The following is a 13,524-nucleotide window of genomic DNA, read 5'->3' as shown; positions in this document are numbered from 1 at the left end:
TTACCTCCCATGCTTTTTTCTATAGCTGAGATTATGATTTTTACCTTCCATCTTTAGTTCTTAAAGGCTGTTTCTTAGGGTTTTAAACTCTTACGCGTGCGTATATATACGTGCGTACCCTATATACTCTATATATAATATAAATACATACTCTATAATAGAGATAAGAACATAAGAACTAATATATAATACGCCTTTGTTTTATCTGCCTTTGGTACAAGTTTTTAAAATGTACCTGTTTTAATCTTAAGTATCTTAGAAACAATTATTTAGTTCTTGTAAATATGCTTTAGTTTTCATCTCTTATATATGTTAACTGTGGACCATAAATAGGAATTCTCATTTTACCAAATTTATTACCCATATAACGCTTCCATCCTCCTATTTTTACTAAAATACCTTGTATTTCAAAAGAATCACTTCTTTTTATATCTTCTTTCTTTTTACCAAAACACTCACACCAAATCTCTTGAATGCATACTCTCTCTCTTTTTACAGTACCTACTAAAGTTTCAGTACCTACTAAAGTTTCAGTACCAAATTCGCTGTCACCAACTAAGAAATTACGTCTTTGAAATAAGTCCATCTCATCCCAATTATGAGGTAAAAGTGTATTTAAATAATCTCTAACAAGACCTTCACGATCATCTTCTTCCATAGCCTCTTGCTGATGCTGATAAGCCATTACTGCTGATTCTCCTTTTAAAGTTAACTCTTCTCCTGCTTTATACTTTACAATTGCCTCTGCCCAAATTTGATTAACTTCATTTTGTGTAAGTTCATCCCAAACACTCTTTTTCCCTAATTTAACTTGAACAGGCCAAAATCTTCTGTTGCCTGTAACATCTCTTAAAAAGCCTTTTTCTGCATTAGTAGTTCCAACTATAATACACTGTCTTGGGTGATTTTCAACAGTTACTCCATAGCTTTGTCTAAACTTATCATCTGTTCTAGTTATAAAAGATTTAACTGTTTCAACATCCATTTTTCTAAGACCTGCAAGTTCTCCAAGTTCTAAAATCCAGTATCCTTGAAGTTTTTCTGCGGCAGCTTTATCTCTCATATCTGATATAGTTAAACTATCAGAAAACCATTTTCCTGCAAGCTTAGAAAAGAAAGTAGATTTTCCAATACCTTGATCTCCATTTAAAATCAAAACATAATCAAATTTTGTACCAGGTTCATATATTCTAGCTACTGCTGCAACTAAAGTTTTTCTCATAACTTCTTTTGTATAAGGGTTATCTTCAGCATCAAAATAATCAATAAGAAGTGTATCTACTCTTTCCTTTTCATCCCACTTAGGTAGTGAATTGAAATAATCCTTAATTGGATGAAATGCTCTTTCTGATGCTCCTGCAAGTAGTGCATCTTTAAACTTTCCAGGAGACCAAATACCATACTTTTTATCTAAATACACTTTGGCATAAGAAAGGTCTGAATCATTCCATCCCTTTTTTACTTGTTTCCATGGAAGTTCTCCATTAACATCTATGGTATGAGATAACTCATTATAAGCTATAGCTTGAAACATACTGTCATGACGAAATATTTCTGTTATGTTAATAAGAGTATCTTTAACTGTTCCATTTTTATTAAGTTCTAAATTAAGCTCCCACTCATTATCATTTTTAAATTCTTCCAAAGCCTCTTCTTCACGTTCTTTTGAAAGTTGCCTTTTCACCTTTTCATCTTCTTTGCAAAATTCCACCATTGCTTTATAAGATGGTAACTGTTTCTTTTCATCTGCATCTTCATCCATATCTCCATAGATGTGAATTCTTACAAGGTCAAATGCATTTAAAAGTTTGTTGCAGGCTGGATCTGTAGCATGATGTGAATATGCATATTTATTATCATAAATAATAACCCCAGCTGCAGAATCAGCAGGAATATAATCATACCTATCTGGAATAATACTAGGTGCGTAAATATCTGATAAAAAAGTTTCTATAGATTCTATAATTGTGTAACTTCTACAAAATGCTCCTACCATACCTTGTTTCTTTAAAGGATCTTCCTGCTTTTTCATAGTCTTTTCAATAATAGCTGTTTGCCTTGAAGATACAGGCCATAAAGATGTATCCTTCCAATCTTTATATAAAGAAAGAATATCATCCGGATTTAAAAATTCTCCATCAATAACTTTAAAGAAATACTCTCCATCAGATGAGGTACTAGGAAAGTACATCAACCTATTTGGTTCATAAGTAGTATCGTCAAATAACTCAATACCAATTTGCTTTGCTATCATTCGTGATATAGCTTGATACTCATCTGCATTTACAGTTTTTGATAAAGGAATAATAATTCTAAGCCTTGGCTTATCTTTGGTATGCTTATGAGTAGAATAAATACAACAAGCATAATCATATAGCATTTCAATATCTGAAGTTATTACTTCTGCATCATCTGCATAATCCATATCTAAAGTTAACATGGAGCGTGATAAAACATTTTCCTTCTTACGTCTCCCATCTTTAAGTTCTCCTGCTACAAAACCACCTACATCTTTTACATTATCCTGCTGAAATTTTTTCATTTTTCTATACTCTGCTTGGGTTTCACTTGTAACAGTTGTATGAGAAAGTTTTTCTGTAAACTCCTCCCAAGTTACTGATTGTTTTTTCCATAATTTATCTTTACGGCTATTACCAGTTGAAATAACAAAATTCATGGTACTGTTACCTCCTTTTCTTCCCTTATTTTTTCTATGATGTACTTTCCTTTTGCTAAGTACATACTTAATCTTTCATATAAAAATTGCATTCATAGCCATCTGCTTTTAAGGGTAACCCTTTTACCCATTTAGGTGATTCTGCCATAATTGCACACATTTCTTCTACAGAACCTTCTCCTATAGGTACTTCACATATGGATTCATCATGTACGTGGGCAACTATTTTATACCCTGCTTTATCTAATCTAAGTATGGCTTCTGCCAATAAATCTCTTGAAGTTGCTTGCACAATATTTTCTACAATTTTAGGTCCATAAGTTTCTATTCTTTCCCATTTCTTTGTTGCTCCAATACCTTCATAAGTAAGTCCTTCTCTACCAAATTTGTTTAATCCAATCCTTGGTTTTACATAAACAAGATTTCTTCCAGATGGCAAAGTAACAAATAACATTCCACTTTTATAAGTAAAAATAATTCCATGTGTAGATGCTATGCCTCTTTCCTTTACTGCTTTAATAGCTACCTTATCAACATCCCACCAGAACTTCACAATATGAGGATTTGCAGTTCTCCAATTATCAATAAGACCTTGAAGTTCAGATTCCTCAACTCCCATATCCAAAGCACCCATAGATTTTAAAGCACCAACACCACCACCATATCCACAAGCCAATTCTGATATTTTCCCTTTCTGCCTTAGTGGACTTCCTTTAGTAATGCTTTCAATAGGCACATGAAACATCATAGATGCAGCCGCTTCATATATCTTTCCATGGGATGCAAAAACATCAAGTCTCCATTTTTCACCAGCAAGCCATGAAATTACTCTTGCTTCTATTGCTGAAAAATCTGCTACTATAAAACAATGCCCCTCTTTAGGAATAAAATTAGTTCTAATAAGTTCAGATAAAACACTAGGTGTATTTCCAAATAAAAGTTCTACATCTTCAAATCTACCTTCTTTTATTAAATCTCTTGCAAGAGTTAAATCCTTAAGATGATTTTGAGGTAGGTTTTGGAACTGAACTAAACGCCCACTCCACCTGCCAGTTCTATTTGCACCATAAAACTGAAATAATCCATGAACCCTGCCATCAGAGCAAACTGCTCTTTCTATAGCTTCATATTTTTTAACACTAGTTTTAGCCATTAAAAGTCTTAACTTTAAAGCTTCAGCAACTTCTCCTTCTGTTTCTTCTACTAAATCCATTACAGCTTTCTTTGAAAGGCTCTCTACTTCAACTCCCCTATCTTTTAGCCAACCTTTCAGTTGTGCTACAGAGTTTGGATTTTCAAGTCCTGTTAATTCATATGCTTTTTCTGTAGCTGCAACTGTAAACTGCCTATCACAAGAAATAGCTTCTTCTACTAATTTTCTATCTACTAATAATCCTAGATCGTTTATTTTCTGATCTAGTACATAAAATTCTTGCTCTTTTTCTGGTATAGGATACTTCTTTAACTTTTCACGAATAGCAAGTTCCACCTGAACATCTCTAGCATTGTATTTTTTAAACAACTCCCATTTTTCTGGAACATCCTTGGGCATATTCCTTGTTCTTCTACCATTAGCTACAGTAGCTCTACAAGGTGTGCAAAAATATCTAATTAATGCTTTACCTTCATCCATTTTCTGCTCATCAAGTTTTAACACTTTGCCTACTCCTGCTAAACTAAGTGGTAATCCTAGTGTTGAAGCCTGTACTTCTGTACAACTCCATGAAAATGGATGAAGGTATATATTTTTATTTAGTAATCTTGAAAGATATCTCATTAAACAAACCCTTTCAAACTGAGCATTAAAAGCTGTTTTTATAACATTATCATCAATTATTGCATCTATAATAAACTGTGGCAGTTTTTCTCCACTAGCCATATCTATTACTTCTACTAGTCCACCATCTATACTGTATCCAAATAACAAAATATCAAAATTTGGACTATCAGCATAACGATACACACCACATTTACCAATATCAACATCAGAAAAAGTTTCTATATCTATAGATAATATTTTCAATTTTTCATTACCTCCTTATGCAAGGCAAAGAGCCAATAAGGCTCTAGCTGCATAAAAGTTATTTTATTTCTATGACATAAAGTCGTCATCATCATCTTCTTCAATTTCAAAATCATCCTCTGCTCTACTATGACCACCTAAAGATTCCCCATCTCGAAGCTTTTGAACATTACCAAGACCTGCTGCAATTCCACGATTTCCATTTACATTGAAAGCATAAAAGTTAACACTTACCTTTCCATAACATCCACTATAAACCTCACTTCTATCAAGAATTGGCTGTATTCTTTTATCTACAATCTGAGGTGCATCTTTTGAATTTGTATTTATAAAATAGCTGTTTTCATATGCTGGATCATCTGGTCTATCAATATCCCCATCTCTTAGTGGAGTTTTTAAGTTTTTAGGAATCTTTCCTCCAAACTTACCTATACCTTCTTTTTTAGCATCTTCAACTGCTTTTTGAATCATAGTTAAAGTTTTCTTATCACCTTTAGGTATGATTATAGAAACACTATACTTAGGCTCACTTCCATTAATACTTTTTGGTTCAAATAAATTTGTATAACTTAATCTCCCTGGTATTACTACTTTTGAATTTTTACTCATAACAAAATCCTCCTAATATTTTAAATTCAGCTATTTTAAGCTGTATATTATTCTTCAATTTGAAACTCTGCAGCTACCACATCTACTGCATTTCTTTTATCTGTATCTGAAACTAATGTTAATTTACCCTTTGGCTTTTCTACAAAAGAGCCTAATATATCCTTAAATTTTTTCTTTCCCATTAACTTTTCCATCTCAGTTATGGAAATTAAGTTCTTCTTATAAATATCACTATATCCAGCACCTTTTGCAGCTTCAGCTACAGCTTCTTCATCTGTATATTTTCTTCTAGTCCTTCCTTCTACAAGTTTAAATCCACCCCAATTTTTGCCTTCATTAATAGCAAGTGCTGTAGCATAGGTATAAATATCACTTGCCCACTTAGAAAGTTCTTCTGCAACTCCCATAATTTCAGCTATTTCATCATCTGAAAGTAATGCTGGGTCTCTAAATTCATATTTTAAAAGTTCTAAATTTTTAACTGCTCTAGCTCTACACTGATTTTTAGCTTTGCAAAACCTACAATGTTCTCCTGGGCAAAATTCCCCTTCGCCTTTTAATGCTAATTCTGCTTTTGGTTTTAGTTCCTCTTCTGCCCATTTAAGAAGTTCTTCTACGGTTATTTCATAAGTAGAAAAATTATCTACTCTTGGCTGAACTATAGTCATAGTAACTTTTTCGATGTCATAAAGCATATCAAATAAGGATAAAGCACCTAATGCATAAAGCATCATCTGTGGATTTTTTTCTGCAGCTACTATAACCCCTCTACCATATTTAAAATCTATAACATGAAGTGTACCTGTTCCAACTATCACAAGGTCTCCAGTTCCAAAGCCACCTTCAACATAATCACTAAAATCTAACTTTTGCTCAATTAAAATCTGAAGGTCTTTGCAATTTTCCTTAGCCTTTTCTATAATTCCTAAACTGTACTCTACATAAATATCTGTATACTCATCCATTTCATCTGAATCATACTTGCTAACTGGTTTTCTTGACCTCATTTTTAAAGCTTTCTTTAATTTATGTTCAGCGAGATCATGTGCCGCAGTTCCTTCTTCTGCATAAGTGCTTGTCTCATTTGGAAACTGCTGTTCTAAAAGCATTGAAGGTGTGCAAGCTAAAATTCTATGAGCTGCTGAAGGTGAAAATTTAGAATGCTCATTATAAGAACCACTCATTTTATTTCACCAACTTCCTTAAGTACCTCTGAATAACACTTTGGCTCAAGTGCAGTTAGCTTATTTGCTCCATGTTTTACTATAATTGCCTTAACTTCTTCTCTATGTCCTTCACGATTTTTCTCAGCCATAGCTGCTCTAACTTCTTCTATGGTTGGCTGTTTTTGCTCTTGTGAATCTTCTTTATTTGTTTTAGCCTTAGACTCTTTTACTACATTTTCTTTTCCTTCTACTTCTTCTGAATTTACTGGCTCATTTAAGACTTTTGTTAAAGTTTCTAAACTACCAGTAATACCCTTTATATTTACTATAATGTCTTGAATTATTTTAGTTTTGTTCATGCCTTACTTCTCCTTTCTTATTTTCTTTTTCACTTTGTTCTATTAATCTTGTAGCTAATCTCTTAGATACAATACTTATTGCTGTAAGAACACCAACCATTTCATCTTGCATTTCTTTATTTACATTTGCCTCCATATCTTTTTACTCCCTTCCTTATTAAAATTAATCCCTTCACTTATTAGCCAATGAAATCTATGGTTTGGTAACCAAAATTCTAAAATTTTATTGTTTTTTCTTTTCTAAATAATAAAAGTTGCTTTATTCCTGGAGTATTACTCAAATTTAAGTAATACTCCTCAGTTATTAGCCTTTAAAAATACATTTGGGGTAACCTATGTTTGAAAATTTTTATATAGATGATCCTTTTATTAAAAGCCTAAAAGTTTCTCTTCCTTTTGGAGTAATAAGTGTCTGTGTACCAACCCATCCTGTCCTTTCATTTTTTACTTCCTTAATTTCAAACAATCCATCATTTTTATCTGCATAAGGCTTAAGTTTTTGTTTTTTATCACGATAGACATATCTTATATTTAGAAGAAAACTAATAAATACTTTTTCCTTAACCTTTAATTCTTTAGCTGTATCTCTAAAATTAGTAAGTAAATTTCTATCTACTAATTCATCAAAATATTCAGCCTTGGGTTGCATATTAGTATTAGCAACTAATAGTTCTTCATTTTCTATCTGTAGATTTCTTATTGTTATATCTGCCATCTTTAATGCTCTAGACATAACCATTTCTGGTGTATTCCATGCCTTTTCTATAGAAAGAAAATACTGACGTGCCATTTTCCCTTTTTCCGTTCTTTGAATCATACACAATTCCTTTGCCATTGGAATTGTAAGTTCATGATCTATAAATTTCGTAGTAGGATTTTTAGGATTATTGGTTTCTCTTTTTTGAGTAACCAATATATAATCTGTTCCTTCGGTAAATACATACTCTTTCATACGGTTAAACCAATCCCCATACTTTGTTTTGATCTCTAAAAATTCATGTAATTCTCTACCAGATACCGTTGGTTCTTCTTTGCTATAATCTACTTTAATTAATTCATTCATTTATATAACCTCCGTATATTGTGATGGGAGATACCCCCCTCACTTGTTAGCCAATAAGGAGGTATGTTTGGTAACCAAATTTATAAAAAATATTTTTTAAGCTTTTCTAAAATTTTTTTATGTCTTTTAACAATAGCTACATGAGAAACGTTTTTTTCTTTTGCAACTTCTCTTACTGTAAGGTTTTTATAATAAATGCTCTTTATAAGTTCTTGCTCCTCACAATCTAGTTCTTCCATAGCCTTCTGTAAAATAAAAAGCATTGCCTTATCACAGACAATGTCTTCTACAGCTTGGGCATCTTTAAAATCTAATCCTTTATCTATTAACCTTTCAACAGAATCCTCTTTACTATCAACAAAAGTAACCTTTTGTTTCTCCATATCTACATCAATACGTCCTACCTTTATATCATTTTGCATATATCTTTCACGTCTTCCCATTTTGTAGTACTCTTTATAAAGTTCCTCACTTACTTCCACTAACTCTTTACCTATTTTAATAACTCTTTTCATTTTATTTACCTCCTTGAATTTTGGAATTTAAAACTGTATTACCGATGAAAATGCTGTATTTACACATCACTTGACCCAAAAAAGGGCAAAAAAAATAGCCGGAGAAATGTCCTGCATTGAGAAATAATTCTCAATTTGCATTGACATTTCAATCCGGCTATCAAGCAGCTCACAAGGGATTGTTATTTATTGAATTTTTAAGATAATTTTTAAGATAATTCTTTAGTTTTCTGTTTATAAATTAATTTACAAGTTGCTTTCATTTTTTCCATTGTTTCTTTATCTACATATGAACTAACAATTGAACCAATATCAATTAAAATAGGTTCTTTATGATCTCTACATTTAGTTGATATAAAGAAAGAATCTTTTTCAATAATAATTTTAAATAATAACTTTTGGTGTTTTCCTTTGTCTCTTACTTCTTTTAATACCATAGGCACCTCCATTTTTTATCTGTTTTTATGTCCTGTAGGCTTTCAAGCGAACATTTAACTTAAAAAAAATTGTCGTTATGTGTCATGTATGCATATAAGCTAACATAAGGAATAAAAAAAATAAAACCTACACTATATTCGTCTTTACTGCACTTATATTAATGTATATAAAAGATAACAACATAAACTAACCATCTGCTATTATCTTTTATAGCAAAATTCCTAAAGTATTTAATCTTATTTCTGCCGCCTGTTTTGAAACTTGGAAAGTTGAAGCTAATTCATTAATAATAAACTCTTTGACCATATCTAGACTATATCCTTTCCACATAAAATCATTAATTTTTTTCCCTGCTTTATAAGTTTTTTTAAGCTCTTCTATCCTCTTTTTAAACATGTCTGATGGCATCAGAATTGCAGCCGCTAAATTATCTGCCTGCCATTCAACCCATTCATCTGGTGTTTTAGGTTTATATGGTTTCTCTTTTGGGCAACGACATGCCTTCGCTAATCTTTTATCTTTATAGGATAGAGTAATAAATCTTAGCTGATGCTTGTCCCAATGAACTATCTCATGAGCAATAGTAAATCTTTCTCTACCTCTGGAGTTTGGCTCAGAAAGATCACTTTCTACAAGTAGAGTTCCTTTATTATATTTTCTTTTAATGCACTGGTTTTGCTCCTTATCATATAACTCTACTAACCCATCAGAAAATATCATCATGCCTAATATATCATAATTTCTGTCAATATTTACATAATTAATCTCAAGATTCATTTCTAATTCTGCAATATCTTCTACTGGTATAGGCATAGGTTTCTCTAAAGCTTCTGGACAGTACTTTAGCAAAAATTTTGTTGCCTCTTTATCCATATCCTTTTTATATATAATTGGCACTAAATCTTTACTTAAATTCATTAACATATCCCCACCTTTTTACTTGTTATAGGCTTCAATTTCATCTACAGTAAAATCTTTTAATGTAGCATTTTCTAAGACAGCACTACAACTTAGCTTAAACCACTGACAAATTGACTCTGAGATGTTTTCATTATAAGCATAATCACTAATCTCAATATTACAACTAACTAACATATTAAAAGTTACATCTTCTTCATCTTGATTAATATCAAAAATTCTTAAAACATCAATGCTATCAAGTTCTGCTTCTAGCACTTCCTGAACAACATTGGCTCTTAGAGTCAAATCATATTCATCATAATTGTTTGTAATTTCTGCTTGCAAAGAATTAAATATATCTCCATAAAAATTATCTTCAATCATCTTTTTAAATATCTCATTCACAAACAAGCCTCCTTATTCTTCCTCTTCTAAAGCCTTTATAAAATCCTTCCATGCTTTTTCTGTAACGCCACTTTTGCCTTCGACTTCATCCATTTTACGAGCTTTTCTAAGAGCAGTTCTAGCTAAATTACTTTCTTTTATATAATCTGGTAAATCCATAGGAATTTCATCTCTATCCTCTGAAGCTATATCTATCATATCATCCAATTCATCATGAGACAGACCTAATATATTAGCTATTTCTTGAAGTTTGTTAATGTTAGGTGGATTTCTTCTGCCCTTTTCAATGTCACTCCAATATGCTGGAGAAAGATCCAAAAGTTCTGCCATTTTTCTTAAACTAATCTTTTTTTCTTTTCTTCTCTCTGATACAAACTCTCCAAATTTGTTTGGACTCATTCTTTACACCTCCCTTTTAACTAGCAAAACATGCTAGTTTATATAATTAAGCTTTTTGTTTATTTTATACAAGAAAATATTGATGATTTCCTTGTTCTTCACGTATGAATCCTAAATTCTTAAGTCTTATTTTAGCTGCAGTTACTGATACATCAAATATATCTGCTAATTCATAAGGTAATAAATCTGCCCATAAATCTTTTTCAAGATCAGAACCTAATTCATAATAGCATTTTTCCATTCCAGCAGATATAAATTTATCTCTTGCAACCTCTACAAATATTGACTTAGGCATTAACAATGCTGATGCCATTGAATCAGCTTGCCATTCCATCCAATCATCATCAGTTACTAATTTTTTTCTTCTAGTACTTTCGATATCACTAGTACGACATTTTACAACTGGCTGTTTTTGATCTTCCATAAAATCAAATAGTGATAATTGGTTTTTGTCTACTAGATATACTTGCCTATGTATAAGCCAATGACTTATTTCATGGGTTATAGTAAATCGTCCTCTTCTTAATTGATCTTCATTTAAAAGGCTATTATCAATAAGAACCGTTCCTTCATTTACAGGTATTCTTTTAGCCTTATTATTCTTAGCATCATACACTGGTATATTACAATCATTAAAAACTGTCATACCTAATATGGATTGATTATGGGTTAAATCTTTATAATCCATTTCTAATTCAGTATAAAATTCTAAAAATTCCTCAACATCTAAAGCACTTGCTTCTTTTAACATTTTAGAATTATAATCATTAATTACTATTTCCGCTAAATTATCAATTTCATCTTTTGATAGAACAGGAACACCATTCCTTTTTTGTTTAAAGTCTAAGTTAACCATTTCATCGCCCCTTTCATTGTTGCGTGTATGCTTTTATGAGAACATTATACATCTCCAAATTCTTCCTGTCAACATATAAAAAATACCCGTAGAGTTAACTTTAACTCTACGGGTATTTTAAAATCATTGAAAAGTGTCTGTCCATTATTTATTAAATATTCTTTTTTTTTTCAAATTCTTACACATAATAAAATAGAAGCTACATTATAAATAATTTAAAAAATGTTGTTTATTATTTCCTCTAACATTCCATTCTTAGACATATTGAAATTCAATAGATAGTTTAAATGTCTAAATCCTTTTAACAATTGTGGCTTATGGTCATTCCCCCAACATTTTTTGCCATCAGTTATAAGTGCAAATTCTATATTATTATTTCTTAAATCTTCTTGTCTATTTATGTATGAGTCTATTATTTCTTCTGGTTTTGATCCAGAACCACCATAAAAATTTGCTTCTATATTCATAATTTTATTATCTTTAATTAATATAAAGTCAGCCTTCCTATTAGCTATATCCTCTGAAATTTCAAATCCCATTTTCCTCAAAACTTTAAATTGTTTTTGAGTTAACATTTTTATATTATATTTTTTTGCGATATTATATATTATTGGTTCTAATGCTAACTCAAATGCCAATCCGCCTCTATTTTTTCTTCCGTTACTATCTAATCCTACTTCACATCCTATTAGATAATCAATTAAGTGTTTTTCTAATAAATCTGTAAATAAGTATTTCAATCCTATCTTTTTAGTAAAGTCTAAATATTTTTCTATTTCTTCTTCAGTTAGATTTTCTTCCTCTCCAATATTAAATCTATACTCAAGCAAATCATCTTCTAACGCATCTATATTCACAACTTTCAAAACATCCTTACCTTTTCTTAAGTTTTCTCTTTCATCTTTTGATAAAGCAAATAAAGCTGGTAAGACATTTATCACTGTTGGAAATCTCTTAACTATTTTTTTAAAATCATCATCATAGTTTTTATTTTTAACTAATGCATTCAAAGTATTAAGTTCTATATTATATTGACTTACAATTGTAGCTGGTCTTTGCCAATTCACATAGAAATTAAACCCTCTATTTGTTTCTAATAAAGATTTAGTGAATATTTTTACTAAATCACTAGATTCAGTTCTTAAGTATTCTTTTATACATTCATCTATCTTAGTCGTTGCTGCTTCACTATTAGCTTGCTCTTTATAGCTTGTTATTAATAGTTCTGTAATTTTTCCTCTCTTATCACCTGCTGAATTTATAGCTCTCTTAGCATAAACTCTTTTTATATTAAATTTTGAATATAAATCATCAAAGAAATTATCTTTTTCATCTAAATTCTTAGGATCGGAATTGCTTAACATTACCTTTGCACCTTTTTTATGTAGCGTTTCAAAGAAATCTCTTAATAAAATCTGCTCTTTATCATTAAAATTGCTTTTATTATATGATGTAAATCCTCCCAATGTTACTGGTCTGTATGGCGGATCGCAATAAACAAATGTATTAATATCTACATATTCTTCAAGTTCATCAAAAGATTTATTTAGTATCTTAACTTTGAATTCCCCATTTTCATTTTTTAAGTTCAACAATCTTGATATTTCTCTTAATTGTAATTCATCAAAAAAACTTGGATTTTTATATTTACCAAATGGAACATTAAATTCACCTTTTGAATTTTCTCTATATAATCCATTAAAACAAGTTTTATTTAAAAAAATAAAATATGCAGATGACTGTATAATATCACATTCTGCATTATTAAAATTAGTTCTTATTTTATAAAACAGTTGCTCTCTTTCTTCTGAATCAGATTCTAAATATTGTGCTTTTAGTTTTTCAAGTTTTTCAATTAAATCATCTGGTCTATCTCTAATAACTTTATATAAATTTATTAATTTATAATTTATATCATTTATAATATATTCTTCAAAATAATTATTTTCTAAAAAATGTATAAATACGGCACCAGCACCAACAAAGGGTTCTACATATCTTTTTATCTGTTTAATATTTATCGGTAATTCTTGGATTATTTCGTGTAAAAGCTGTGATTTTCCTCCCGCCCATTTTAGAAATGGTTTTACATTAAAATTCATCATTATCACTCC

Annotated in this window: 14 protein-coding genes; all 14 read right to left on the bottom strand. The window is 30.6% G+C overall.

Going from position 1 to position 13,524, the window contains the following annotated elements; genetic code table 11:
- Nucleotides 1-289: 289 nt before the first annotated feature.
- On the bottom strand, nucleotides 290-2,677 hold the full coding sequence (locus J2Z24_RS02060) for a virulence-associated E family protein (protein ID WP_035150439.1): 2,388 nt from the start codon (nucleotides 2,675-2,677) through the stop codon (nucleotides 290-292).
- A 67-nt stretch (nucleotides 2,678-2,744) separates the two neighbouring features.
- On the bottom strand, nucleotides 2,745-4,700 hold the full coding sequence (locus J2Z24_RS02055) for a DNA polymerase (RefSeq protein ID WP_035150437.1): 1,956 nt from the start codon (nucleotides 4,698-4,700) through the stop codon (nucleotides 2,745-2,747).
- Between the two features lie 69 nt (nucleotides 4,701-4,769).
- Nucleotides 4,770-5,309: a DUF2815 family protein gene (locus J2Z24_RS02050; RefSeq protein ID WP_035150434.1), complete on the bottom strand. Its 540-nt coding sequence runs from the start codon at nucleotides 5,307-5,309 to the stop codon at nucleotides 4,770-4,772.
- A 47-nt stretch (nucleotides 5,310-5,356) separates the two neighbouring features.
- A complete protein-coding gene (locus tag J2Z24_RS02045; protein WP_035150432.1) occupies nucleotides 5,357-6,493 on the bottom strand; it encodes a DUF2800 domain-containing protein in 1,137 nt (378 codons plus the stop codon).
- Nucleotides 6,490-6,834 carry a hypothetical protein gene (locus J2Z24_RS02040; protein WP_035150430.1) on the bottom strand — a complete coding sequence of 115 codons (345 nt, stop codon included), beginning with the start codon at nucleotides 6,832-6,834 and terminating at the stop codon, nucleotides 6,490-6,492. Before J2Z24_RS02040 ends, J2Z24_RS02045 begins: the two co-directional genes overlap by 4 nt.
- On the bottom strand, nucleotides 6,821-6,970 hold the full coding sequence (locus tag J2Z24_RS02035) for a hypothetical protein (RefSeq protein WP_156950262.1): 150 nt from the start codon (nucleotides 6,968-6,970) through the stop codon (nucleotides 6,821-6,823). Before J2Z24_RS02035 ends, J2Z24_RS02040 begins: the two co-directional genes overlap by 14 nt.
- 213 nt (nucleotides 6,971-7,183) lie before the next feature.
- Nucleotides 7,184-7,897 carry an antA/AntB antirepressor family protein gene (locus J2Z24_RS02030; RefSeq protein WP_035150426.1) on the bottom strand — a complete coding sequence of 238 codons (714 nt, stop codon included), beginning with the start codon at nucleotides 7,895-7,897 and terminating at the stop codon, nucleotides 7,184-7,186.
- 80 nt (nucleotides 7,898-7,977) lie between these two features.
- Complete coding sequence (locus J2Z24_RS02025; RefSeq protein ID WP_035150424.1) at nucleotides 7,978-8,412, bottom strand: sigma factor-like helix-turn-helix DNA-binding protein; 435 nt, start codon at nucleotides 8,410-8,412, stop codon at nucleotides 7,978-7,980.
- Between the two features lie 209 nt (nucleotides 8,413-8,621).
- Nucleotides 8,622-8,849, bottom strand: coding sequence for a hypothetical protein (locus J2Z24_RS02020; RefSeq protein ID WP_035150421.1), 228 nt, complete (start codon nucleotides 8,847-8,849; stop codon nucleotides 8,622-8,624).
- A 208-nt stretch (nucleotides 8,850-9,057) separates the two neighbouring features.
- Entirely contained in the window at nucleotides 9,058-9,768 is a 711-nt protein-coding gene (locus J2Z24_RS02015; protein ID WP_035150419.1) for an ImmA/IrrE family metallo-endopeptidase, read from the bottom strand.
- A gap of 18 nt (nucleotides 9,769-9,786) precedes the next feature.
- Nucleotides 9,787-10,155, bottom strand: coding sequence for a hypothetical protein (locus J2Z24_RS02010; protein WP_035150418.1), 369 nt, complete (start codon nucleotides 10,153-10,155; stop codon nucleotides 9,787-9,789).
- Nucleotides 10,156-10,167: 12 nt separating this feature from the next.
- Complete coding sequence (locus J2Z24_RS02005) at nucleotides 10,168-10,554, bottom strand: helix-turn-helix domain-containing protein (RefSeq protein WP_035150415.1); 387 nt, start codon at nucleotides 10,552-10,554, stop codon at nucleotides 10,168-10,170.
- Between the two features lie 64 nt (nucleotides 10,555-10,618).
- On the bottom strand, nucleotides 10,619-11,410 hold the full coding sequence (locus J2Z24_RS02000) for an ImmA/IrrE family metallo-endopeptidase (protein WP_035150413.1): 792 nt from the start codon (nucleotides 11,408-11,410) through the stop codon (nucleotides 10,619-10,621).
- Between the two features lie 215 nt (nucleotides 11,411-11,625).
- Nucleotides 11,626-13,512, bottom strand: a complete 1,887-nt coding sequence (locus J2Z24_RS01995) for a DpnII family type II restriction endonuclease (RefSeq protein ID WP_206538616.1) — start codon at nucleotides 13,510-13,512, stop codon at nucleotides 11,626-11,628.
- Between the last annotated feature and the right edge of the window lie 12 nt (nucleotides 13,513-13,524).

It is taken from the genome of Clostridium tetanomorphum, from assembly GCF_017873215.1.
Lineage (GTDB): Bacteria > Bacillota > Clostridia > Clostridiales > Clostridiaceae > Clostridium_AO > Clostridium_AO tetanomorphum.
The sequence above is the reverse complement of the archived record's forward strand: the minus strand, read 5'-3'. Positions and strand labels throughout refer to the sequence as shown.

Coding starts and splice junctions, on each gene's coding strand:
- J2Z24_RS02060 (WP_035150439.1), bottom strand. CDS start 2,677: ATGAATTTTGTTATTTCAACTGGTAATAGCCGTAAAGATAAATTATGG.
- J2Z24_RS02050 (WP_035150434.1), bottom strand. CDS start 5,309: ATGAGTAAAAATTCAAAAGTAGTAATACCAGGGAGATTAAGTTATACA.
- J2Z24_RS02045 (WP_035150432.1), bottom strand. CDS start 6,493: ATGAGTGGTTCTTATAATGAGCATTCTAAATTTTCACCTTCAGCAGCT.
- J2Z24_RS02040 (WP_035150430.1), bottom strand. CDS start 6,834: ATGAACAAAACTAAAATAATTCAAGACATTATAGTAAATATAAAGGGT.
- J2Z24_RS02035 (WP_156950262.1), bottom strand. CDS start 6,970: ATGGAGGCAAATGTAAATAAAGAAATGCAAGATGAAATGGTTGGTGTT.
- J2Z24_RS02030 (WP_035150426.1), bottom strand. CDS start 7,897: ATGAATGAATTAATTAAAGTAGATTATAGCAAAGAAGAACCAACGGTA.
- J2Z24_RS02025 (WP_035150424.1), bottom strand. CDS start 8,412: ATGAAAAGAGTTATTAAAATAGGTAAAGAGTTAGTGGAAGTAAGTGAG.
- J2Z24_RS02020 (WP_035150421.1), bottom strand. CDS start 8,849: ATGGTATTAAAAGAAGTAAGAGACAAAGGAAAACACCAAAAGTTATTA.
- J2Z24_RS02015 (WP_035150419.1), bottom strand. CDS start 9,768: ATGAATTTAAGTAAAGATTTAGTGCCAATTATATATAAAAAGGATATG.
- J2Z24_RS02005 (WP_035150415.1), bottom strand. CDS start 10,554: ATGAGTCCAAACAAATTTGGAGAGTTTGTATCAGAGAGAAGAAAAGAA.
- J2Z24_RS02000 (WP_035150413.1), bottom strand. CDS start 11,410: ATGGTTAACTTAGACTTTAAACAAAAAAGGAATGGTGTTCCTGTTCTA.
- J2Z24_RS01995 (WP_206538616.1), bottom strand. CDS start 13,512: ATGAATTTTAATGTAAAACCATTTCTAAAATGGGCGGGAGGAAAATCA.